General features: G+C 72.1%; 8 protein-coding genes. All 8 read left to right on the top strand.

Annotated features, from left to right (window positions below; translation table 11 throughout):
- Position 1 precedes the first annotated feature (1 nt).
- The 8 genes from ACTMTF_RS42875 (at position 2) to ACTMTF_RS42910 (ending at position 25,732) form a co-directional block, all read left to right on the top strand.
- Complete coding sequence (locus ACTMTF_RS42875; RefSeq protein ID WP_441115845.1) at positions 2–20,245, top strand: SDR family NAD(P)-dependent oxidoreductase; 20,244 nt, start codon at positions 2–4, stop codon at positions 20,243–20,245.
- Positions 20,229–21,164 carry an LnmK family bifunctional acyltransferase/decarboxylase gene (locus ACTMTF_RS42880; RefSeq protein ID WP_441115846.1) on the top strand — a complete coding sequence of 312 codons (936 nt, stop codon included), beginning with the start codon at positions 20,229–20,231 and terminating at the stop codon, positions 21,162–21,164. Before ACTMTF_RS42875 ends, ACTMTF_RS42880 begins: the two co-directional genes overlap by 17 nt.
- On the top strand, positions 21,151–21,387 hold the full coding sequence (locus ACTMTF_RS42885; protein ID WP_441115847.1) for a phosphopantetheine-binding protein: 237 nt from the start codon (positions 21,151–21,153) through the stop codon (positions 21,385–21,387). The genes ACTMTF_RS42880 and ACTMTF_RS42885 overlap by 14 nt, the downstream gene beginning before the upstream one ends.
- Positions 21,384–22,601 (top strand): hydroxymethylglutaryl-CoA synthase family protein, encoded by a 1,218-nt coding sequence (locus tag ACTMTF_RS42890; RefSeq protein ID WP_441115848.1) that lies wholly within the window; start codon positions 21,384–21,386, stop codon positions 22,599–22,601. The genes ACTMTF_RS42885 and ACTMTF_RS42890 overlap by 4 nt, the downstream gene beginning before the upstream one ends.
- On the top strand, positions 22,598–22,837 hold the full coding sequence (locus tag ACTMTF_RS42895) for a phosphopantetheine-binding protein (RefSeq protein WP_441115849.1): 240 nt from the start codon (positions 22,598–22,600) through the stop codon (positions 22,835–22,837). Before ACTMTF_RS42890 ends, ACTMTF_RS42895 begins: the two co-directional genes overlap by 4 nt.
- On the top strand, positions 22,834–24,087 hold the full coding sequence (locus ACTMTF_RS42900; protein WP_441115850.1) for a beta-ketoacyl synthase N-terminal-like domain-containing protein: 1,254 nt from the start codon (positions 22,834–22,836) through the stop codon (positions 24,085–24,087). Before ACTMTF_RS42895 ends, ACTMTF_RS42900 begins: the two co-directional genes overlap by 4 nt.
- 77 nt (positions 24,088–24,164) lie before the next feature.
- On the top strand, positions 24,165–24,563 hold the full coding sequence (locus ACTMTF_RS42905) for a DUF3224 domain-containing protein (protein ID WP_441115851.1): 399 nt from the start codon (positions 24,165–24,167) through the stop codon (positions 24,561–24,563).
- Positions 24,564–24,670: 107 nt separating this feature from the next.
- A complete protein-coding gene (locus tag ACTMTF_RS42910; protein WP_441115852.1) occupies positions 24,671–25,732 on the top strand; it encodes a flavin-containing monooxygenase in 1,062 nt (353 codons plus the stop codon).
- The last annotated feature ends 4 nt before the right edge of the window (positions 25,733–25,736 follow it).

Consider the following 25,736-nt stretch of genomic DNA (forward strand, 5'->3'; position numbering starts at 1 on the left):
CATGGCCGCGATCGAGTGTCACACCACGCTGAAGCACACGGACTTCATCATGCAGAACCACCGCGTGCACGACATATCCGTCATGCCCGGGGTGGCATTCCTCGATCTCGTGTTCCGGACGCTCATCGCGACCGGGCGCGACCCCGCTGAGATCCTCCTGCGCGAGGTGCTGTTCACCGAGGCGATCGTCACCAAGCCTGAGGCCGACCGCGAGATCCGCGTCACCATCGACGGCGAGGACGTTCAGGCGGAAAGCCGCTGGAGCAGGGACGGGACGCCGCTCTCCGAGTGGCGGCGGAACCTCACCGGCAAGGTGGGCACACCCGGCGGACCCGTTCCCAGCCCGATCGACGTGGACGCGCTGCGGCGGGGCGCGCGGCGGCAGGGCGACATGGAGGAGCTGTACGCCCGCGCCAGAGCCGAGGACATCAACCACGGCGAGCCGATGAAGTGCGCCGGACGGCTGCACCAGGGCGACGGCTACCTGCTCGCCGAACTGCGGCAGGAGTCGCCGGCTCCAGGCCACGAGGGCTTCCACCTGCACCCCGCCCGGCTGGACGCGGCCACGCTGGCCGGCCTGGGGCAGACGCAGGCATCAGGGGAGGAGCCGTTCATCCCGGTCTACATCGCCGAGTTCCGTGCGCCCGAGCGGCTCGGCGCCGCCTTCCACGTGTACGCGCCGCGGCCGGAGAGCATCGCGCCGTCGGGAGACGTGATCACCAACGACTTTGGGCTCTACGACGAGCGGGGACGCTTCGTCGCGGGGTTCGGCGGGTTGTCCTGCAAGCGCATCAGGTCGCCGCGGCTGATCGAGCGATTGCTGCGGGACTCCGGGCCGGAGCGGCCCGCCGTGAGCCACAACGGCGACGGCGACCTGGTCGGCCACCTGCGCGCCCTCGTCGCGGGGCCGCTCGGCCGCTCTCCCGGCGAGGTGCCCACCGACGTCGGCTTCTACGACCTCGGCCTGGACTCGGTCACGCTCGTGGGCATCAGCGAGCGGCTCGAGAAGGTGGTCGGGCAACCGCTCTACCCGACGCTCCTCTTCGAGTACGGCGACATCGACACCCTCGCCGCCCACCTGTCCTCGGCCTATGACGTCTCGCCGCAGGAGCCGGGATCGGACGATGCCTCGGGCCGGGAGCCGGAGCCGGACGACGTCCCGCCGCGAGAGTCGGAGCAGGGAGGGGATGGGACGCGGTGCTTCCGTGACGTGTGGGTGCCGATGCCGCCGGACGGGGACGACCCCGGCGAGTACCGCGAGATCACCCCCGGCACCCCGCTCGACGATTCCCGGCATTTCCTGATCCGCGGCACAGCGGGGGAGCCTGCCGATCCCTGCCTGGCCCTCTGCGAGATCGCCCGCGCCGTCCTCGCCACGAAGCCGGAGCGGCCCGTCACCATCACGTACACGCACACCGGCGACGACCCCGCCCATGAGGCCGTCGGCGCGCTGGCCAGGACGATCACCGCGGAGACCCCGCTGATCCGCTGCCGCAGCATCCGCCTGGACGGCACGGCCCCGGCCGGCGCGCTCAGGGACGCCTCCAGCGAGCCCGAGATCCGCTACGTGCAAGGGGAGCGCCTGGTGCGCCGCTGGCTCCCGACTGAACCGCGCGACATCCAAGCCGGGCCGCGCGACACCGAAGCCGGGTCGCACGGAACTGCGGCCCAGTCGCGCGACGGGGGCGGTGCCGTCCCGTTCAGGAAGGGCGGCGTGTATGTGATCGCCGGCGGGACGGGCGGGATCGGCCGCCTCCTCGCCGCCCACCTGGAACGCCGCCACCAGGCCAGACCCGTGCCGATCAGCCGGAGCGCGGAGATCGCCGCCGATCTGACCAGCCGGGACGAGGTCGAGCGTGCCCTCGCCACGGTGCGCGAGCGCCACGGCCGCATCGACGGCGTCATCCACTGCGCGGGTGTCAACCGCGACGGGCTCTACCCCGGCAAGCGGGCCGCCGACATCGAGGCCGTGGTGGCGGCCAAGGCCGAGAGCGTGCGCCACCTCGACGCCGCGACCGAGGACGACGACCTCGACTGCTTCGTGGTGTTCTCGTCCGTCTCGGCGTCCCTGGCCAACCCCGGCCAGGCCGACTACGCCTTCGCCAACGCCTACCTGGAGGACTTCACGCGCCGGCGCGCGAAGCGGGCGGACCGGCCCGGCCGGACCCTGGCTGTCGCGTGGCCGTACTGGGCCGAGGGCGGGATGCGGGTCGGGCCGGACACGATCGAGCGCTCCCGCACCGCCACCGGGATGGTCCCGCTGCCCAGCGAGGCCGCGCTGGACGCGCTCGACCGCGCCATGGGCGGCACCGAGGACGTCCTGGCCGTGCTGCACGGCGACACCGGACGCATCTCCACCCTGCTGCCGAGCCCGCCGTCGACAACCGCGCGTCCGGTCGCCCGGCCCTTCGCCGAGGGGCCGGCGGGACCCGGCGAGGAGCCCATCGCCATCGTCGGCATGGCGGGGCGCTACCCCCAGGCATCCGACCTCCGCGCCTTCTGGCGCAACCTCGCCGACGGACGTGACTGCATCGAGGAGATCCCGGACGGCCGCTGGAACCACGACGAGATCTTCGACCCCCAGAAGGGCAGCGAGGGCAGGACGTACGGCAAATGGGGCGGTTTCATCGACGGCGTCGACCGCTTCGACCCCGCCTTCTTCGGCATCTCTCGCCGCGACGCCGAACGCATGGACCCGCAGGAGCGGCTGTTCCTGCAGACCTGCTGGCACGCGCTGGAGGACGCCGGCCACCCGCCGCACGCCCTGTCCGAGGAGAGCGTCGGCGTGTTCGCGGGCGTCATGTGGAACCACTACCAGCTCGTCGAGGGCGGGGAAGGCGGCGTCGCCCCCACGGCCATGCACTCCTCCATCGCCAACCGCGTCTCCTACACCTTCGACCTCCACGGGCCGAGCATCGCGCTGGACACCGCCTGCTCCTCCTCGCTGACCGCCGTGCACCTGGCCGTCGAGAGCCTGCGGCGCGGCGAATGCACCCTCGCCCTGGCCGGCGGCGTGAACGCGACCGTGCACCCGCAGAAGTACCTGCAGCTCGCTCAGGGACACTGGCTGTCGGAGGACGGCCGATGCCGCGCCTTCGGCGCCGGCGGCAGCGGGTACGTCCCCGGAGAGGGCGTCGGGGCCGTCCTGCTCAGGCCGCTGTCGCGGGCCAGGGAGGACGGCGACCACATCTACGGCGTCATCGCCGCCACCGCCGTCAACCACACCGGCAGGACCAGCGGCGCCACTGTCCCGAGCCCGCGCTCCCAGGCCGCGCTCATCGACACGGCGATCCGCAGGTCCGGCTGGGACCCGGCGAGCATCGGCTACATCGAAGCGCACGGCACCGGCACCTCGCTCGGCGACCCGATCGAGGTCGAGGGCATGCGCCAGGCTCTGCCGGAGGGCGCGGACCGCGCGATCGGCTCGGTCAAGTCCAACATCGGCCACCTGGAGGGCGCCGCCGGGATCGCCGGGCTCACCAAGGTGCTGCTGCAGCTCCAGCACGGGCAGCTGGTGCCGTCCCTGCACACGGAGGAGCTGAACCCCAAGATCGACTTCGACGCCACGCCCTTCCACGTGCAGCGCACGCTCGAACCCTGGGCCCGCGCGGACGGCACGCCCCGGCGGGCCGGGATCAGCGCGTTCGGCGCGGGAGGCACGAACGCGCACGTCCTGGTCGAGGAGCACGCGGAACCCGCGCCCGGGGGAAGCCCGGACAGGGCCCGCGCGGACGGGCCCTGTCTCTTCGTGCTCTCCGCCCGCACGCCCGAGGCGCTGCGCGACTATGCCCGCGCCTACTCCGGCTTCCTGTCGTCGGGCGACGCCACCGCGGCCGTGGAACGGGTGGCCGCGCTGCTCGGCATCCCCGCCGACCAGCTCGACCCCGCCGACTCGCTGGGCGATCTCGGCCTCGACCCCGCCGCGCTGATCCAGCTGGGGCAAGGGCTCTCGCTCGACGACACCGTCGCCGACCTGGCCGGGCCCGGGCCCGCTCTGGCCGACCTCGCCTACACCTCCCAGGTGGGACGGACCGGCATGGCGGTGAGGCTGGCGCTCGTCGTGAACGACGTGGCCGAGCTGCGGACCGAGCTGGAGGCGTACGCGCGGGGTGAGAGCCTCGGTTCCGGCGCCTTCACCGGCTCGGGCAGCGGCGACGGGACGCCGGCGGCAGAGGAATGCGTGCGGTCGTTCCGCGCCGGGCGGCTGGAGGAGGTCGCGGCGGCCTGGGCCGAAGGAGCCGAGGTGCCATGGCGCGACTGCCACGACGGAGGGCGGCTGCTGTCGCTGCCGGTCTACCCGTTCCAGGAGGAGACCTGCTGGCTCGGCCGCTGGCAGCGCGGCACGCCGGCCACGGCCGACGAGGCTCCCGCGCCCCCCGCGCGTCCCGCCGCCGCCCCCATGCCCGCCGGTCAGCAGGGCGAGGACGAGGAGCTCCTGCCGGACGGGGAAGGGGTGCGGTTCGAGGTGCTGCCCGAAGGGGTGGCGCTGGTGGTCATGGGTTCCGGGGCGTCCATGTTCACCCGGGAGCTCATCGACGACCTGCAGGCCGTGTTCGCCGAGATCGCCGGCCGTGAGGACGTCAAGGCGGTCGTGCTGACCGGCAGCGGCAACGTCTTCAGCATGGGCGCCACCCCGGAGGCGCTGCGCACTCTCGCGGGCGGCGAAGGACGCTTCACGGACGTGCCGTTCCTGTACGAAGGGCTGCTGCGGTGCGACCGGCCGGTCATCGCCGCCGTCCAGGGGCACGCGTCGGGCGGCGGGCTGGCCTTCGGGCTGTTCGCCGACCTCGTCATCATGGCCGCCGAAGGCGTCTACAGCGCCAACTTCATGAAGTTCGGCTTCACGCCGGGGATGGGCGCGACGTACATCCTCGAAGAGCGGCTCGGCCGCTCGACGGCGCACGAGATGCTCTACACCGGCCGTTCCGTCACGGGCGAGGAGCTCGCCCTGCGGGGCGCCGGGGTGACCGTCCTGCCGCGGCGGGACGTGCTGAAGGCGGCGCTCAGGCACGCCCGCTCGATCGCCGCCCTGCCGCTGCCCGCCCTGCGGGCGCTCAAGTCCGAGCTGGCCGGACGGGTGCTCGACCGGCTGCCCGGCGTCATCGCGGGGGAGTCGGGGATGCACGAGCGCGTGCTGGGAGCGGAGTCGCTGGCCCGGGTCGAGGAGCACTTCGCCAAGGTGGACACCTTCAGGAACGAGCCCCGGACCGAGCGCCCCGAGCCCACCCGCCCGGAGCCGCGTCCCGACTCTCGTCCCGACTCGCGTCTTGAGTCGCAGCGTCCCGACTCGCGTCTTGAGTCGCAGCGTTCCGAGTCGCGTCCTGCGCAGGGTGAACGACGCGCGGAGGCGGTTCCCGCGGACCTCGGGCCCGACTCCGCGGAGGTGCGGCGGGTCATCGAGGGCACGCTCATGAACCACCTCTACCTGGAGGCCCACGAGGTGGACGACTCGCTGAGCTTCAGCGAGATGGGGCTGGACTCCATCGGCGCCGTGGAGATCGTCCGCGACCTGAACCGCGCCTTCGGTCTCGACCTGGACTCCGTCGCCGTCTACGACCACCCGACCGTCCCCGCCCTGGTGGACGCCGTACGCGACGCAGCGGTCGCCGACGGCCTGAACCTCCCTGCACCGCGGCCCGCTCCCGAGTGGCAGTCCACGGAGGACGAGCCTCCCGTGTCCGAACAGCATGAACCCCAGGAGCCCGCCGAGCCGGAGCGGCCAGGCCGGGTTCGGCTGCCCTCGCTCGACGGCGACGGCGACGGCCACACTGATGGCGCCGGCCACGGTGACGGCGACGGTACCGAGCCGGAGGCCGACGTCGAGGAGACGCCCGCGCCGCGCGGCAAAATCACGCTGGAGGCGGTGGAAACCAGGGAGGAAGTCCCGGTAGGCGACAGAGACGTCCCGATAAGTGACGGGGACGTCGCGGTCATCGGGATGGCCGGGCGCTTCCCGGACGCGCCGGACCTCCGGGCGTTCTGGGAGAACCTGGCGGACGGGCGGTGCAGCATCCGGGAGGTGCCGCCCGAGCGGTTCGACGTGTCGGAGGTGTACGACACCGACCGGATGGCGCCGGGCAGGACGTACAGCAAGTGGGCGGCCATGCTCGCCGACGTCGACGCCTTCGACGCGGGCTTCTTCAACATCTCGCCCCTAGAGGCGGAGACGATGGACCCGCAGCAGCGGCTGTTCCTGCAGGAGGCGTGGCACGCCCTGGAGGACGCCGGATACGCGGGCAGGTCGGGCCGCAGGCCGTGGGGGTGCTTCGTGGGCTGCGGGGCGGGCGACTACGCGAGTCTGCTCGCCGCGGCCGGGCGCGACGACACCGGGCACGCCTTCCTCGGCAACGCCTCGTCGGTGCTGCCCGCGCGGATCGCGTACCTGCTGGACTTCGGCGGGCCCACCATGGCCGTGGACACCGCGTGCTCGTCGTCGCTGGTGGCCGTGCACCTGGCCTGCGAGAGCATCAGGCGCGGGGAGTGCGAGGCGGCCATCGCGGGCGGTGTGGCCGTGATGAACACCCCGAGGATGCACGTCTGGTGCAGCAAGGCCGGGATGCTCTCGCCGACCGGGACCTGCGCGCCCTTCGACGAGTCGGCGGACGGCATCGTGCTGGGCGAGGGCGTCGGCGTGATCGTGCTGAAGCGGCTGGACCGGGCACTGGCGGACGGCGACCACGTGCACGGCGTCATCCGCGCCAGCGGCGTCAACGGCGACGGCGCGACGAACGGCATCACCGCCCCCAGCGCCGCCTCGCAGGCGGAGCTGCTCACCGAGGTGCACCGGCGGGCCGGGATCAGGCCCGGCGCGGTCGACTACGTCGAGACGCACGGCACCGGGACGGAGCTGGGCGACCCGATCGAGGCCAAGGCTCTGGCCAAGGTGTTCGGCGAGGCTCGCGAACACCCGTGCCGCATCGGGTCGCTCAAGGCGAACGTGGGGCACACCACGATGGCGGCCGGGATCGGCGGCCTGCTCAAGACGCTGCTGGCGTTGCGGCACCGGCAGCTGCCGTCGTCGCCGGGGTTCGTCCGCGCCAACCCGAAGATCGACTTTGCGCACGGCGCGCTCGAGGTGGTCACGAAACTGTCGGAGTGGACGGCCAACGGCTCCGGAGAACGGGTGGCGGCCGTGAGCAGCTTCGGCTTCAGCGGGACGAACTGCCACGTCGTCGTCTCCGAGGCGCCCTCCCGCGAACCCCGCGCCGTCGCGCACGACGGCCAGGACGTCGTCGTGCCCCTGTCGGCGCAGGACGAGCGGACCCTGACACGGCTGCGCACCGAGCTGGCAGGCCACCTGGACGGGCATCCGGAGCTGGACGTGCGCGACGTCGCCCACACGCTGGCCGTCGGCAGGCCGCACCTGGCGGGGGCCAGGAGCGCGTACGTGGCCAGGGACCTCGCGGATCTGCGCGGGCAACTGCGCGACGGCCCCCGCGCGGCGCAGGGCGAGGCTGGACGCCTCGCAGAGCGGTACGCGTCCGGGGACGATCTCGACTGGAGCGACCTGACCACGGGCGGGCGGCGGGTGCCGCTGCCGGTGTATCCGTTCGCGGACGACCAGCGCCACTGGGTCGGCCGCGACGGCCGTACGGAGGAGCCCGCTCCCGCTCGGAACGCCCCTGAAGAGTGGATCCGTGCCGATGACTGGCTGGTGGCCGATCACCGGATCGACGGGATCCCCGTGTTGCCCGGCGTGGCCTTCCTGACGATCGCCGCCGGCCACAGCGGGCTGCCCGGGCCGGTGCGGTTCGAGCGCGTCCGCTGGCTGCGTCCGTTCGAGGTGCGCGAGGCCCGTCCGTTGGCCGTCGAAGTGCACGAAGACGGCGGCTTCGAGCTGGGCGAGCACGCCGGCGGCACCCTGCGGCGAGCGGGCGGCGAGCGGCGGCGGCTGGACGTCGCGGAGATCGAGGCGCGCTGCGCGGGCCGCCGCCCCGCCGAGGCCCTCTACCGCGCCTTCGACCGCGCCGGGCTGCACTACGGCCCCGCGTTCCGGGTGCTGCGCGAGATCCACGTCGGCGCCGGCGAAGCACTCGGCGTCCTGCGAGACGGCGCGCGCTGGGAGGCGCTCCTGGACGGCGCCCTGCAGAGCATCGTGGCGCTGCGTCCTGAGGACGCCGAGCCCGCGATGCCGTTCAGCGTGGACTCGGCCGAGCTGGACGGGCCGGTCACCGGCCCCGCCTACGCCCATGTCACCGATGAGGGCCGGGACAGGTACACGGTCCGGCTCGCGGACGCCGGCGGGCAGGTCAGTGCCGAGTTCCAGGGGGTCGTCCTGCGGACCAGGCCGCCCCGCGCCACAGCCGAGGGCATGATCTTCGCGCCGGTCTGGCGCGAGAATGAGAACGCCGGACCGGCCGCGGGCGGAGGGCGGGCGCTCGTGCTCCACACCCCCGACGGAGAGCCGCTCGCCCGCGCCCTGCTGGCCGAGCACGAGGACGGCCGCCTGGCGCCGCTGGCCGGCCCCGGCCTCCCGGAGGAGCGGTACGACACCGTGTACGTCCTCGCCGGGACCGGCCGGGACGGCACGGCGCCGGCGGACGACCCGACCACACATGACGTGTTCCGCCTGGTCAAACGGCTTTCCGAGCATGGCCGCGGCGGATGGGCGCCCACGGTGAAGGTGGTCGTCGCCGGAGGCGCGGCGATCGGGTACGAGGAGACCGTCCCGCACGCGGCGGGTGTGATCGGCCTGGCTAGAGCGGTGGCCGCCGAGCACCCGCACTGGACCGTCGCGACCGTCGACGTGGGCACCGCACCGTCCCCTCCCGCGGACCTCGCCCGCCTGGTGCGCGCCGAGGGCTGCGCCGACGAGCTGGTCGCGCTGCGCGGCGGGCGCCGGTACGTCCGCACGCTGGAGCCGCTGACCCTGGACGCCCAGGGTGGCCCGTACCGGGACGGCGGGACCTACCTGATCGTGGGCGGGACGGGCGGTCTCGGCCGCACGCTGAGCAGGCATCTGGCCGCCACCGCTGGCGCGCGGCTCGCGCTCGTCGGGCGCCGCGAGGTCACACCGGAGATCCGCGAACAGCTCGCCGAGATCGAGTCGCTCGGGGGCGAGGCCGTGTACCTGCCGGCCGACGTCGCCGACCGGGCCGCGTTCGGCAGGGCCGTCGAGGCGGCGCGGGAGCGGTTCGGCGAGATCCACGGCGCCTTCCACGCCGCTCTGGTGCTGCGCGACATGACGCTCGCCAACATGGATGACGACGCGTTCGCCGAGGTGCTGGCGCCCAAGGTCACCGGAGCGGTCGTCTTCGCGGAGGCGCTCGCGGACCGGCCGCTCGACTTCCTGGCCTACTTCTCCTCGGCGGCCTCGTTCGTCGAGGTGGGCGGGCAGGCCAACTACGCGGCCGCCAGCACGTTCGAGGACGCCTACGCGCTGAGCCTGCGCGACCGGTCGGTGAGCGTGATCAACTGGGGCTACTGGGGGAGCGTCGGCGCGGTCTCGGGCGGTGGCTACGACAGCAGGTTCGCCGAGCTGGGCATCGCCTCGATCGAGCCCGAGGAGGGCATGGCGGCCCTGGCGGCCATCCTGAAGGCGGGCGTGCGGCAGGCACTCGTCGTCAAGGCGGAGCCAGAAGGGCTCGCCCGCATCGGCGTGCACACCGCCGCCACCACCGGCAAGCGCGACCACGACAACAATCGCGACCATGGCGGGGGCGGTCACGACGGCGAGCGTGGCCACGATGGGCTGCGTGATGGGGTGCGTGGTCACGACAGCGAGCGTGGTCACGACAGCGAGCGTGCCGCGCTGGAGCGGGCTCGGGCGGCCTTCGCCGCGCTCGACGAGCTGGCACGCGGCCTGTTGCGCCGCTCGGCGGAGCGGATCCGCGCCCTCCGGGAGGTCCGGGAGGACCGCGGGCGGCTGCACGCGGCCGTCCTTCACCTGCTGGACAGCCCGGCGCGGGAGCCGTCGCCCGAAGAGGTGCTGGCGCGGTTCCCGGACATGGAACCGCACGTCAAGCTGCTGACCGCCTGCGTCGAGGCGTTGCCCGGCGTGCTGTCGGGTGAGCGCGACCCCATGGAGGTGCTGTTCCCCGGCGGGTCGATGAGCCTGGTCGAGCAGGTCTACAAGGGGCAGGCGGTCTCGGACCACTTCAACCGGCTGCTCGGCGAGGAGGTCGCCCGCAGCGGGGCCGGACGCGTCCTGGAGATCGGGGCCGGCACGGGCGCGAGCACCGGTTTCGTGCTGGACGCCCTCGAAGGCCAGGATGTCGAGTACACCTACACCGACATCTCGCCCGGCTTCCTGCGTCACGGCGAGCGGACGTTCGGCGAGCGCCGCCCGGGCCTCGTCCATGCCCTCTTCGACGTGGAGCGGGACCCGTCCGAGCAGGGCTTCGAGACCGGGGCCTACGACGTCGTGCTGGCCACGAACGTGCTGCACGCCACCGCCGACATCGGCAGGACGCTGCGCAACGCCGCGGCGCTGCTGCGCCCCGGCGGGCGGCTGCTGGTCAACGAGGTGACCCGGGCGGCCGACTTCCTGACCCTCACCTTCGGGCTGACCCCGGGCTGGTGGCGCTACACGGACGAGGAGCTGCGGCTGCAGCACAGCCCCCTGCTCAGCGCGGTCCAGTGGCAACGGGCGTTCAGGAACGCCGGTCTCACCCCCGCCCGCACCCTGGGCATCCCCGGCACGCCCGTCGAGGAGCTCGACCAGTGTGTCCTCGTGGGCGAGGCGGCGGCCGCCACCGCCACCGGCGCGCGGGACTACGTCAAGCGGGTGTTCGCGGAGGTGCTCAAGTACGGCACGGCCGACCTGGACGAGCGCGCCACGTTCGAGACCTTCGGCATCGACTCCCTGGTGAGCCAGAACGTCATCCACCGGTTCGAGCAGGACCTCGGGCCGCTGCCGTCCACCCTCCTGTTTGAGAACCTCACCATCGAGGAGCTGGCCGCCCACCTGGAGGCCGAGCACGGCGAGCGCCTGCACGCGGCCCTGGGACAGGAGCCCGCGCGGGAGGAGCCGGTGCGGGTCGCGCGGCGGGAGCCCGCCTCGCAGGCCCTCGACATCGCCGTGGTCGCGGTGACCGGCCGCTACCCGGCCTCACCCGATCTGGACGCCTTCTGGCGCAACCTCGCCGAGGGGACGAACTGCATCACCGAGGCCGACCGCTTCGATCTGGACGCCCTGTACGACCCCAAACGAGGCCGCAAGCAGCGCACCTACAGCCGGTGGGGCGGCTTCATCGAGGGCGTGGCGGAGTTCGACGCGCCGTTCTTCGGCATCCTGCCGCGCGACGCCGAGATCACCGACCCGCAGGAGCGCCTGTTCCTGGAGACCGCCTGGACCCTGCTCGAAGACGCCGGCTACCTGAGCGAGCACACGAGGCAGCCGCGCACCGGCGTCTTCGTCGGCACCATGTACGGCTCCTACGGCCGGATGGCGGCGGCCGAAGGCTGGCCGCACGGCAGGTTCGCCGGGGCGCACTCGGCGTACTGGTCGATCGCCAACCGGGTGTCGTACTTCTTCGACCTGCGCGGGCCGAGCTTCGCCGTCGACTCGGCCTGCTCGTCCTCGCTGACCGCGATCCAGGTCGCCTGCGAGAGCCTGCGGCGCGGCGAGTGCGCGCACGCCATCGCGGGCGGCGTGAACCTGATCCTGCATCCGGCTCACTTCGTCTCGCTCTGCTCGCTGAACATGCTCGCCGCCGACGACGCCTGCAAGGTGTTCGACGAGGCGGCGGACGGCTTCGTGCCGGGCGAGGGCGTCGGCGCGGTGCTGCTCAAACCCCTGGCCGACGCCGAGGCGGACGGCGACCGGATCTACGGCGTCATCAAGGGAGCCTTCGCCAACGCCGGCGGGAAGACCGCCGGCTACACCGTGCCCAACCCCGGCGCCCAGGCCGACCTGGTCTCCGAGGCGGTGCGGCGGGCCGGGCTGGACCCGCGGACGGTCTCCTACGTCGAGGCGCACGGAACGGGCACCGCGCTCGGCGATCCCATCGAGATCGCCAGCCTGACCAGGGCGTTCGGCTCCGGTGACGAAGACGGCGTGGACCGCATGGTCGGCTCCGTCAAGGCCAACATCGGCCACCTGGAGGGGGCGGCGGGCATCGCCGGGCTGACGAAGGTGCTGCTGCAGTTCCAGCACGGGCAGGTGGCTCCCTGCGCGAACCTGGAGACTCCGAACACGAAGATCGACTTCGCCGCGTCGCCCTTCCGGCCGCCGGACCGGCTGACCGACTGGCAGCGGCCCGTCTTGGACGACGAGACGTTCCCGCGCCGGGCGGGCGTGAGCTCGTTCGGGGCCGGCGGGGCCAACGTGCACGTGGTCCTGGAGGAGTACGTGCCCTCCGCCGGGACGCCGCCGGAGCCCGCGGACGCGGGGGAGCACGTGGTCCTGCTCTCGGCGCGTACCCGCGACCAGCTCCGCGTCATGGCGGGTCAGGTCGCCGATGTCGCCGCGAGCGGGAGGGTGGGGCCGGCCGAGCTGGCCTACACCACCCAGGTGGGCCGGGCGGAGCTGTCCGAACGGCTCGCCGTGCGGGCCGGCACCCTGGACGAGCTCACCGGCCGACTGCGGTCCTTCGCCGATGACGGCGAGGCCGAGGGGATCATCGTGGGGACGGCGCAGGCCGGGGCGGACGAGGTCCCGCCGGAGGACGGCGTCGAACGGCTCGCGGAGAGGTGGGTCGCGGGCGCCCGCGTGGACTGGGCGACGAGGTGGCCCGCACCCCACCCGCGCCGCGTCACGCTGCCGCCCTACCCGTTCGACCGGCGCCGCTACTGGCTCCCGTCGGACTCCGCCCAGCAACTGCAACCCGCTCAGCAGCCGCAATCCGCGCAGCCGGCCCAGGGCTCTGCGCCGGTCTCTGCCCCGACTCCTGCCCCGGCCCCTGAACCGGTGTCCGCCCCGGCCCCTGCCCAGAGCCCTGAGCCGGTCTCTGTGCGGGCCCCGGAGAGCGAGCCGGAGGGGCGGGAAGCCGCTGACGCGCACTGCACCTATCTACGACCGGTCTGGACGCCCGCCCCGCTTCCCGAAAAGACCTGGGAGCCGGGCACGCTCCTGGTGGTCACCGAGGACGACCGGCTGGCCGAGGCGCTCGGCGGCATTCGGGTCCGGACCGGGGACGCGTTCTCCGCCGACGCGGGCTCGTACACGATCGACCCCGCTGAGCCCGAGCACGCCGCGCTCCTGCTCGGCGACCTGGACGAGGCGCCGGACGCGCTCGTGATCGCCCCGTCGGACCCGTTTCCCGGCGTCGCCGCCTTCGAAGCCCTGCTCTGGACGGCCACGGCCGTCCTGCGCGAAGGGGGCGCGCTGTGGGTGGTGGTGTCCGTCTCGTCCGGCGAGCCGCACCACACCGCCCTGGCCGCCGCGATGAGAACGCTGGCCCTGGAGCACACCAGGTTCAGCGGCGTGTGCGTCACCGGAGCCGACCCGGCGCAGGTCGCAGCCGAGCTGCGGGCGCCCGGCGCCGACACCGCTCCGGAGCAGCGGGTCTCCGAGGTCGCCTACCGCGACGGCACCCGCCTGCTGAAGGGCATGGAGTCATACGAGCCACCGCCGCCGGGCCTGGACGTCCGGCGGGACGGCACGTACCTGATCACCGGCGGCGCCGGCGCCATCGGGCTGGCCTTCGCCCGCTTCCTCGCCGAGCGGGGAGCGGCGAAGCTGGTCCTGACCGGACGGTCCGAACCGGGCGACGACATCGCCCGTCGGATCGGCGAGCTGCCCGCCGTCTACGTGCGTGCCGACGTGTGCTCGGCCGACGACCTGCGCGACCTGCTCGACCGGCACGGCCCCTTCCACGGCGTCATCCACGCCGCCGGGATCCATCGGGACGCCCGGGCCGTGCGCAAACGTCCCGAGGACACGCGGGCCGTCCTCGATCCCAAGATCCGTGGCACGGTCCTGCTCGACAAGGCTCTGCGCGGGCAGCCGCTGGACTTCCTGGCGCTGTTCTCGTCCGTGGCGGCCGAGACCGGCAACATCGGGCAGATCGACTACGCCTACGCCAACGCCTTCCTCACCCACTTCGCCGAGCTGCGCGAGCGGCGCGGGCACGGCAGGACGCTCGCCGTCGGCTGGCCGCTGTGGGAGGAGGGCGGCATGACGGTGGACGACGCCACGCGCCGGCTGTTCGAACGCCGCTGGGGCAGCGTCCCGATGGGCACCGCCGCCGGCCTCACCGCCTTCACCAGGGGACTGGCCGGACCCGAGACGAGCTTCGCCGTGGTGGAGGGCCCCTCCGAGCCCGCCCCCGAACGGTCCCAGCCGCCCGCGACCCCCGAATCCGAGGCTATGGAGATGAGTGAGCCCACGTCCGCGCCGGAGACGACCGGGCCCGGCGACGATCTGATCGAGGCGGTCCGGGCGGAGCTGCGCCGGGCGGCGGCCGGATTCCTGCTGGTGGGCGAGGAGGACGTGGACCTCGATGCCGAGCTGATGGACATGGGATTCGACTCGATCTCCCTGGCCGAGCTGGTGGACCAGGTCAACGAGCGCTACGGGCTGGACCTGCTGCCGACCGTGCTCTTCGAGGCGACCAACATGTCCGCCTTCTGCGACCACCTGCTCGCCGAGCACCCGGCCGAGGTGGCCGCCGCCCACACACCACCCAAGCCCGCGGAAGAGCCCGCCGCCCACAGCACACCGCCCCTGCCTGCCGACGAGCCCGTCGGGCAGCAGGAGGACGCCGAGCCAGTCCCGGCGCCGGAGACCGTGACCTCGTCCCCACGGCCCGGCGCCGGGACCTCCCCACCGGCGCTCGGCGGCGTCGCGATCGTCGGTATGGCGGGCAGCCTGCCCGGCTCCTCCGACCTGGACGACTTCTGGCGGCACCTGGCCGAAGGGCACGACCTCACCCGCCCGGTCCCCGAGGACCGGCGCGAGCTGCGCGAGAACCCCGAGACGGCGAACGTACGCGCCGGGTTCCTCGACGACGTGCGCTCCTTCGATGCCGCGTTGTTCGGGATCTCGCCCAAGGAAGCGGCGATGATGGACCCGCAGCAGCGGCTGTTCCTGCAGACCGTGTGGCGGGCCGTCGAGGACGCCGGCTACCGGCCCTCCGACCTGGCGGGGACCAGGACGGGACTGTTCGCGGGCGTGTCCGCGTGCGACTACGACGACCTGCTGCGCGAACACGGGGTTCCGGTCGAGGCGCACACGGCCAGCGGCGTGGCCGACTGCATCCTGGCGAACCGCGTCTCGCACCTGCTGGACCTGCGCGGACCGAGCGAGGCGGTGGACACCGCCTGCTCCAGCTCCCTCGTCGCCCTGCACCACGCGGTGCGGGCCGTCGAGGGCGGCGAATGCGACGCGGCCATCGCCGGCGGCGTCAACCTGACGCTGAGCCCGGGGCTCTACATCGCGTTCGTCAAGTCCGGCATGACCAGCGAGGACGGCGTCTGCAAGACGTTCGACGAGCGCGCCGACGGCTACGGCCGAGGCGAGGGTTGCGGCGCCGTGCTGCTCAAGCCGCTGAAGGCGGCTCTTGAGGCCGGCGACCAGATCCTCGCCGTGGTCAGGGGCAGCGCGGTCAACCATGGGGGCCGGGCAAGCTCGCTCACCGCGCCCAATCCCGAGGCGCAGGCGCGCGTGCTGGTCGACGCCTACCGCAAGGCGGACGTCGATCCCGCGCGGGTGAGCTACATCGAGGCGCACGGCACCGGCACCAGGCTCGGCGACCCGATCGAGATCGAGGGGATGAAGAAGGCCTTCGCCCGGCTGTACGCCGACCGGGGGCTGCCCGCGCCGGAGGCCCCGCACATCGCCCTCGCCTCCGTGAAGACCAACATCGGCCACCTGGAGGCGGCGGCCGGCATCGCCGGGTTGCTCAAGGTGTTGCTGTGCATGCGTCATGGGGAACTGCCACCGACGATCAACTACGAACGCCCCAATCCGTACGTGCGGCTGGAGGGGACTCCGTTCACCGTCAACACACGGCTCACGCCCTGGGACACGGCGGACCGGGTGGCCGGGGTCAGCTCGTTCGGTTTCGGGGGCACGAACGCGCACGTGGTGCTGGAGGCGTACCGGCAGGAGATCCCGGCGGACACCGTGGGGGAGCCGCGGCTGCTGGTCCTCTCGGCGGCCGACCGGGAAGCCCTGAAGGAGTATGCGGCGAGCGTCGCCCGTCACATCCGTGAGCATCCGGAGATCGGCCTCGACCGCATCGCGTACACGCTGCAGATGGGACGCCGTCACCTGGCCGAACGTCTTGCCGTGGTCGTCCAGGATCGCGAGCAGGCGATCCGGGCGCTGGGCGGCGAGCTGGACGAGGTGCACAGGGGCACCGCCCGCAAGGACGCCCCGGCGCCGTGGGGGACCGGGCTGGAGGACATCGCGGAGGCGTGGGTCTCCGGCAGCGAGGTGGACTGGACGCGGCTGTGGCAGGATCCGCGCCCGGCGCGGGCCTCGCTCCCCGGCCCGCCTTTCGCCCGCGTCGAGCACTGGTTCACTGCTCCCGCGCCGGCGCGGACCGCATCCCAGGCCGATGGGGCCGTCCGGCGGACGAGTGACGGGAAGGTCCGCCTGCGTGGCGCCAAGGGCGGCTCGGCGCCGAGCGTGGCCGGCCCGGCCGAACGGGCGGAGGCCGTGAGATTGGACGAGACTCCGGTCGCGCCCGCCGGGAGCGCCGGCGGACCCGCCGGGGTGGAGGAGATGTTGCGCGAACGGCTCTCCACGATCCTGGACGCCGACCCGGCCGGCGTGGACGTGGACACCCCCTTCGAGGAACTGGGGCTCGACTCCATCTTCAGGATGGAGCTGGTCAAGGCGATCAACACCGCCTTCTCCCTCGACCTCCAGGCGGCGGAGCTGTACGAGTACGACACGGTGGACCGGCTCGCCCGTGCCGTGGAGGCCGCGATCACCGACGCCCCCCGGCCCGAGTCCGCCCCCGAACCCGCCCCCGAACCCGATCCCGCTCCGAAGCCGGCCCCAGAGCGCGCAAAGAAACCAACCCTGAAGCCGGGCAAGAAGCCGGCCAAGAAGCCCGTACAGGAGGAGGCCGTGGAGCCCCCCGTACAGGAGAAGGCCCCGGAGCCGGCGCCGGCCGGTCTGGACGATCAGCTCGCGGAGCTGATCGGCTCGATCGTCGAGCGCCCGCTCGACCGCGACCGCAGCTTCGCCGACAACGGCCTCACCTCCTTCGAGATGCTCCGCGTGGTGAGCGTCCTGGAGAAGCAGGTCGGCGCGCTGCGCAAGACGCTTCTGTTCGACTACCCCACGCTCGCGGAACTGGCCGCGCACCTGCGCGACGAGTGCGGCGCCGACGCCGTCCAGAGCCCGCGAGAGCCGGACGGGCCCGCGCTGCACGAGACGGAGGCGCGCGACGGCGAGCCGGTCGTGCTGCTGAAGCGGGACCTGCACCGACATCCGGAGCTGCGTGACCTGGTGGAGGACATCGACCGCCGCCACGCCAAGGAGGGCGGCCTGGCCGGACGCGACATCGCCCCGCTGGCCTTCATCGGCTCGGCCAGGAAGGGATACCTGCACTTCTCCGAGAGCGGCGGCAACATGCTGGCCTGGAGCTACGCGGGCTCCGAGGAGTACTTCCACGAGCTGGTCGAGGAGTACACCGGCTACGCGAAGGCGAACGGCCTGCGGCCCAACTTCCTCTCCCTCCTCCCGGTGCGCGAGGTGGCCGGGCAGCCGTACAGCGCGACGCCGTTCGGGGCCGTGCAGCGGCTCGAGGACCTGGGTTCCTTCACCCTCAAGGGCGGGCGGATGGAGCGCCTGCGTTACATGGTGCGGCGCTTCTGCAAGGCGGGCGAGTGCCGGACGGTCGAGTACCGCTCGGGCGACGACCCCGCGATGGACCGCAGGCTGGCCGAGCTGGTGGACGAGTGGGCCGGCCGCAAGCAGATGGTCAACCCGTACGTGTCGGTCGTCCGGCGGGAGATCGAGGAGGGCCGCCTGGACCGCAGGCACCGTGTCTTCGTCACCTATCTGGACGACGAGGTGGCCAACGCCGTCGTCATCACGAAGATCCCGTCGGAGAACGGTTACCTGCTCGACGTGGAGTTCTACCCGAAGGGCATGCCGCTCGGCGGGCTGGAGTTCGCGATCGTGCGCGTCATCGAGCAGCTCGTGGACGAGGGATGCACGATGTTCAGCTTCGGTGCGAGCTTCGGCGTGGAGACGGAGGAGTCGGCCAACGCGGCCCCGGACGTCAGGCGGGCGCTGGACGAGCTGCGCTCGGCGGGGATCTTCGGCGAGGGGAACTTCCAGTTCAAGAACAAGTTCCGGCCGGTCAACGTCCCCATCTACCTGTGTCAGCCGGAAGGGCCGGACCGCACTCCGGTGTCCGAGATCATCCTCATGATCGCGGACCCGGACATCAGACCCGCCGCGGGCGAGAAGCCCTCCGAGGACTCCGGCGAGAGACCGGCCGCCAGGGACGAACGGCCCGCCCCGCACGGCGACGAGCCGGTCCGTGTTCCCGCCGGCCCCATCACCACCGACCTGATCACCGACTCCTGGGCCGAGCTGGACGCCCCCTGGATCGCCGAGCGGCTGCGGCGGCTGACGGACCTGTCGGCCTCCCGCCCGGACGCGCCGGAGATCGAGGGCCTGCCGTTCCCCTTCGTGGTCCCGACGGGCTCCGGCCGGTCGGCTGAGGCGCTGTTGTGCCGGTCGTGGCCGGGGCGGCGGGGACGGGTGCTGCACAACGGCCTGTTCCCGACCTGGTTCCTGAACCTGGCCGACAACGGGTTCAAGCCGGTCGAGATCCCGGGCGGCCCTGAGGTCGACGTCGAGGCGCTCCGGTCGGAGCTGGCCGGGGACGGGCCGGTGTCGTTCGTCTGCGTTGAGGTGAGCAACAACGCGGCAGGAGGCCGGCCGACCTCGCTGGAGAACCTGCGCGCGGTCAAGGAGACCGTGGCCGGGTACGGCGTCCCGCTGGTGATCGACGGCGCCCGCCTGGTGGACAACGCGGTGGCGGTCGCGGGCAGCCGGGACGTGTGGGAGGTCGTCCACGAGATCCTGGACCTGGCCGACAGCGCGACGATCAGCCTGTCCAAGGACTTCGGGGTGCCGTTCGGCGGGCTGCTCGCCACCCGCGACGAGGCGCTGCGCGAGCGGGTCACCGAGCGGCTGGAGACGTGGGGCAGGGACGTGAGCCTGGCCAACCGCAGGATCATCGCGGCCGCGCTGGAGGATCGTGAGACGGTGGTCGAGCAGGTGCGCGCCCGTCTGGACGCGGTGGCGGCGCTCTGGCAGGGCCTGTCGGAATCGGGTGTGCCGCTGGAGGGCCCGGCCGGCGGCCACTGCGTGCTGCTCAAGGACGCCGACCATGTCCGGATTCTCCGCGAGACGGGCATCAGAGGCGCTCCGCACTTCGGCCGCGAGGGCCTGGTGCGGCTGGCGGTGCCGGTCGGCCTGAGCATCGAGGAGGCCAAGGACGCCGCCGCCCGCCTGGGCGCGGTGCTCGGCGGCCGAACTCCCGAGAAGACCACCGAACAACGGCCCATGGAACAAAGACCCACGGACAACCCGAACCTGGCGATCCTGCGCGAGCACCACCCCGACGTCGAGCACGAGATCGTCGACACCCCGGACGGGGACGTCGAGATGTTCAGCGCGGGTTCGGGGCCGCGGCTCCTGCTCATGCACCCGTTCAACATCGGCGCCGGCGTCTACGCCCGGCAGTTCGAGGGACTGGCGCACCGCTACCGGGTGACGAGCGTGCACCACCCGGGCGTCGGCGACACCACGGCCGCCTCCGACCTGTCGCTCGACGGCCTGGCCCGGCTCTGCCACGACGTCGTGGGCGGCCCCGCGCACGTGGCCGGGGCGTCGTTCGGCGGCCTGATCGCCCTGACGTACGCGCTGGCCTACCCGGACGACACCGAGTCGCTGATCCTGATCGGCAGCTCCTGCCGCATCGGCAACCGCGTCGGCGACATCGACAAGCTGGAGGTCGTGGCCACCCAGGACTTCGACCAGGTCATCGAGGGCAGCGGGTCGAAGCGGCTGCGCAAGCGGCGGGACGGGCTGATGCGGCTGCTGCTGCGCGCGGAGAGCATGGCCCCGCAGGTCGGCCTGCGGTACCTGGACGTGTTCGCCGAGCGTCCCGACCTCGGCGACCGGCTGGCGGAGATCCGGGCACGCACCCTGATCATCCAGGGCCGGCACGACACCGTGATCCCGGTCAAGACCGCGCACCTGCTGCACGCCATGATCCCCGACTCCCGCTACGAGGAGATCCCCGACGCGGGGCACTTCCCGCAGCTCACCAGTCCCGACCACGTCAACCGGCTCATCTGCGAGTTCCATGATGAACAGAATTGACGAGAGCACCGTGACCAGGACCGCGCTGGTGAAACCCGGCATGTGCGGGCCCAACTCGTTGTTCGTGGGCCAGGTCGGCGACTGGACCTGGGACACGGTCAGCGCGCTGTGCGGCACGAACGCCTTCGACGCGAGGAACGCGGACGGCGATCCGACGTACCTGTCGTTCTACTACTTCCACGTCCGGAGCAACCGGGACCTGCACGTCAACGCGCTGACGTTCGGCGACGAGCTGGAGGTCACCTCCAGGCTGTTCGACTTCGGCAGCGAGTCGGTGCTGGCCCTGCACCGGATCGGCCGCGACGGCGGCGGGGCCGGTGGCGGGGCCGGGCCGCTCGACCCGGACCGCTTCTACGCCTTCGACGATCCCGGCTGCATCTACGTGGAGACCTTCAACCGCTGGATCGCGAGGAGCGCCCCGGGCAGCAACGAGAGCCTGGTCAAGTCGTCCCCGGTGGACTTCAGGCACGAGCACCTGCCGACGCTGCCCGGCGCGTACTCGCCGAGGAGGGTCTACAGCCACGCGAGGAGTGCCGGCACCTTCCTGGAGCGCAAGCCGGACGATCCGGTCACATTCACCGTCGACTACCCGGTGGAGCCGTCCAGGGACCTCAACGGGGTGGGCCTGCTCTACTTCGCCTCCTACTTCTCGATCATCGACTGGGTGCTGCTGCGGTTCTGGCGGCACCGTGGTTTCAGCGTCGCGGACTTCCTCGGCCGCGTCGTGCTCGACCAGCGGCTCTGCTATCTGGGCAACGCGAACGCCGACTCGGTGCTGCGCGTCCGCCTCGAGTGCTGGCGGGCGGACGAGAACGAGAACGAGGAGATCGTCAACCTCGTCATGGAGGACCGGGGCCGCGTGATCGCGGTCAGCACCCTGCACGTGCTCAGGAGGGAAGACAACGATGGCGACGCGTGAACACGTCGAAGGCGTCGTGCACAAGGCGATCGACGAGATCCTGCCCGGCGTCGAGATCGACGGCCGGGCGCATCTGAAGGACCTGGGCGCGGACTCCGTGGACCGGGTCGAGATCATCCTGGCCGTGCTCGACCGGCTCGGCGTCCGCGAGCCGCTGTCCGCCTTCGGCGACGTGCCCAGCATCGACGCCCTGGTCGACTTCCTGTGGGAGCGTGTGAGGTGAACGTCGGAATCGAGGCACTCAACGTCTATTGCGGCCTGGCCCAGATCCCGGTGCCGGCGCTGTTCGAGGGGCGCGGGCTGGACGCCGAGCGCCTGGGCAACCTGATGATGCACAACCGCTCGGTGGGTCTGCCCTTCGAGGACCCGGTGACGAATGCGGTCAACGCCGCCCGGCCGATCGCCGCCGACGACCGCATCGAGATCCTTATCACCTCCACCGAGTCCGGCCTGGACTACAGCAAGTCGGTGGCCTCCTATGTGCACGAGTACCTCGACCTGCCGAAGAGCTGCCGCGTCGTGGAGGTCAAGCAGGCGTGCTACGCGGCGACGGCCGCAGTCCAGCTCGCCGCCGCCTACGTCGCCTCGGGCGTGTCGCCCGGCGCGAAGGCGCTGGTGATCGCGACGGACGTGGCGCTGGTAGACGAGCGGGCCGCCTACGCCGAGCCCGCCATGGGCGCCGGGGCGGCCGCCGTGCTGATCAGTGACCAGCCGCGCATCCTGGACCTGGACCTGGGGGCGTTCGGCAACCACAGCTACGAGACGATGGACTCGGCGCGGCCGGGGCCGAGGTTCGACATCGCCGACTCCGACCGCTCGCTGTTCGCCTACCTCGACTGCCTCACGAGCTGCCTGGCCGGCTACCGGTCCAGGGTCGAGAACGCCGACTTCGCCACCACCTTCGACTACCTGGCCATGCACACCCCGTTCGCCGGGATGGTCAAGGCCGCGCACCGCAAGCTGATGCGGGAGTCAGGAGGCGGTACGGCGTCTGTCGAGGAGGATTTCGAGCGGCGGATGCTTCCGTCGCTGGCCTACCCGAGACGGGTGGGCAACCTCTGCTCCGGCTCGGTCTATCTGGCGCTGGCCAGCCTGATCGACAACGCTGCCCTGGACGGCGCGGCCCGGGTGGGCCTCTACTCCTACGGCTCCGGCTGCTCGTCGGAGTTCTTCAGCGGCCTGGTGGACGAGGAGTCGGCGCGGACCCTGGCCGCGATGCGGATCGGCGAGCATCTGGACGGCCGCGGCGAGCTCGGCTTCGAGGAGTACGCGGCGCTGCTGCCCGCCACCCTCACCTGCCTCGTGCCGGAGCGGGACAGGGAGATCGACGTGAGCGCGTACGAGCACCTGCTCGGCCGGGCCCGCTTCGACCGTGAACTCCTGGTCAACACCGGGACGAAGGACTATCACCGAACCTACGAATGGCTGACACCATGACCAACGCGGAGATTTTCGAGACTGTCAAACAGAATGTCCTGAAGGTGCTGCCGGACCTGCAGCCCGACGATGTGACGACCGAGGGCACCTTGACCGATCTGGGGGCCAACAGCGTCGACAGGGCCGACGTGGTCACCATGAGCATGGAGGATCTCGGGCTGACCGTGCCGGTGTCGGAGTTCCAGGAGGTGCACGACATCCGGTCCCTGGTGGATGTGCTGGCGAGGCATTCATGAGAGTCGTCGTCACCGGCATGGGCATCGTCTGCTCGATCGCCTCCACCGTGCCGTCGTTCACGAGGGCGCTGCGGGCGGGCCGGTGCGGGATCGGGCCGGTGCCCGACCTCGGCGACGGCGGGCCGCGGCTGGCCGCTCTGATCAGAGGCTTCAGCTTCAAGGACGCCGTGGCGGCGCGACGCCGCCTGCCCGAGGAGATGACCCGCTGCGCGCTGCGCGCCGCGAATCGCTCGCCGGAGCCGCTGCAGATGGACCTGGTCGCCGCCATGCAGGCGTTCGAGCAGGCGGGGCTGCACGAGGCGAAGGCTGACCCGGAGCGGATGGGCCTGGTCGTGGCCGGCCACAACCTCAGCTCCGGCTACGCCCACGACCTGCACCCCAAGTACGAGGACAACCCGGCCCACCTGCCGGCCAGGTTCGCCCTGCACTTCATGGACACCGACCGGGTGGGCACGCTCAGCCAGGTGTTCGGCATCAGGGGCGAGGGCTACACCGTGGGCGGCGCCTCGGCCAGCGGGAACGTCGGCATCGTCAACGGCGGCCGGCTGGTGGAGTCCGGGGCCGTGGACGTCTGCCTGGTGGTGGGGGCCATGACCGACCTGTCGCCGATGGAGAAACGCGGCCTGGCCACGCTGGGCGCGGTCGCCGGCGTCGAGGAGCCGCAGGAGGCCAGATGCCGGCCGTTCGACGAGGACCACGAGGGGTTCGTGCCGGGCCAGGGCGCAGGCTGCGTCGTGCTGGAGAGCGCCCGCTCGGCCGCCGCCCGCGGGGCGATGGTCCTGGCCGAACTGTGCGGCTACGACCTGAAGCTGGACGCCAACAGCCTGCCCGACCCGCGCGAGGAGGGCGAGGCCAAGGTGATGGTCAACGCCATGGCCAACGCGGGCGTGGGAGCGCGCGACATCGACTACGTCAACGCCCACGCCACGGCGACGCCGAGCGGCGACATGGTCGAGCTGGCCGCGCTGCGCCGGGCGCTGGGCGACAGCTTCGGCCGGCCGTGGATCAACTCCACGAAGGGGCTGGTCGGGCACTGCATGTGCGCGGCAGGCGTGGTGGAGGCGATCGCCACAGTGGTGCAGATGCGCCGCGGCTTCGTCCATCCCAACCTGAACCTGCGCCATCCGATCAACGACGACTGCCGTCTGGCGCCGGGCACGCTCCGCAAGGCCGACATCCGCTACGCGCTGTCCAACAGCTTCGGGTTCGGCGGTTTCAACACGTGCATAGTCCTCGGGCGCGAGCGTTGAGCGGTGGTGGATCGCCGGTCTACGCATAGCGCCCAGGGTCCGGGGTAGCGCAAAAAAAGAGCAAAAAAGGAGCTGACATGACTACCCAAAGTAAGGGCTCGTACCAGATCACCGGATGGGACGAGAAGCCCTACGAGGAGAAGAAGGGCCAGCCCAAGCTCACTCAGGCCCACGTCACCAACGCCTGGAGCGGTGACATCGAAGGAGAGGGCCGGGCCGAGTACCTCATGGCCTACGCCAGCGACGCCGAGGCCAGCTTCGTCGGCCTGCAGAAGGTCGTCGGGAGCGTCCGCGGCAAGAAGGGCTCCTTCGTGCTGCAGGCGACGGGCACCTTCGAGGGCGGCCAGGCCAAGGCGGACTGGTTCGTCGTGCCGAACTCCGGCACGGACGAACTGAAGGGGCTGAGCGGCAAGGGGGGTTACGTCTCCAAGAGCGACGGCTCGGCGGACGTCACCCTCGACTTCAACCTCAAGTAGGCGCTTCCGGCATCGAGTACGCGGGGCCACGCGCCTCGCGTACTCGCATGTCAGGAGATGCTCAGTGTTGAGCAGACCGGCCCGCGCCCGCACGGGACGCTGGACGCATGGACACTGAAGTGATCGTCGTCGGTGGCGGCCAGAGCGGGCTCGTCGCGGGCTACTACCTGAAGCAGGCCGGCATCCCCTTCGTCATCCTGGACGAGGAGCCTCGGCTCGGTGAGGCGTGGCGGCAACGCTGGGACTCGCTGGAGCTCTTCACGATCGCCGAGTACTGTGCCCTGCCCGGCCTGCGCTTCCCCGGCGGGAAGAACCGCTTCCCGAGCAAGGAGGAGATGGCCGACTACGTGGAGGCGTACGGCAAGGAGTTCGACCTCCCGGTCAAGCTCGGCACCCGCGTCACCTCCCTGGAGCCCATCGAGGGCGGCTACCGGCTGGAGACCACGAAGGGCACGTTCGAGGCACCTCAGGTGATCATCGCGACCGGCGCCTACCGGGTGCCGAAGGTACCGGAGCTCGCGAGCAGGCTGGACCCGGAGGTCTTCCAGGTGCACACCGGCCGCTACCGCAACCCTTCCCAGGTGCCCGGAGGGACGGTCGTGGTGGTCGGCGCCGCCAACTCCGGCGCCCAGATCGCGCCCGAGCTGGCCGCGGGCCGCCGCGTCCTGCTGTCGCAGGGCTCGCCGCTGCCGCACTTCGGCCGCCGCTTCCTGGGCAAGGGCCTGCACTGGTGGGGTGACAAGTTCGGGCTGATCGCCAAGCCGCTGATGGGCGAGCGCGACCGCCTGCACAAGAAGACCATCCTGGTGGGGCCGAGCCTGAAGAAGCTGTCCAGGCGGCACGGCTTCGAGCTCGTGAGCCGCACGGTCGGCGCCGAGGGCCGCACGATGCGCTTCGAGGACGGCCGCTCGGCCGAGGTCGACGCCGTCGTGTGGGCCACCGGCTTCCGCTACGACTACTCCTGGATGCACGTGCCGGTGAAGGACGACGGCGGCGTCCCAGTGCAGGACCGCGGTGTGACGGCCGCCCCCGGGCTCTACGTCCTCGGCATGCAGTGCCAGCACTCCTACGGTTCGGCGCTCATCTGGTGGGTAAAGGATGACGCGGCCTATCTGGTCGAGCACATCAAGCAGTTCCATCCCCAGGCAGTGGCCGGCAGGAAGGGTTGAGCGA

The sequence above is a fragment of the Nonomuraea sp. ZG12 genome (genome assembly GCF_052068115.1).
Lineage (GTDB): Bacteria > Actinomycetota > Actinomycetes > Streptosporangiales > Streptosporangiaceae > Nonomuraea.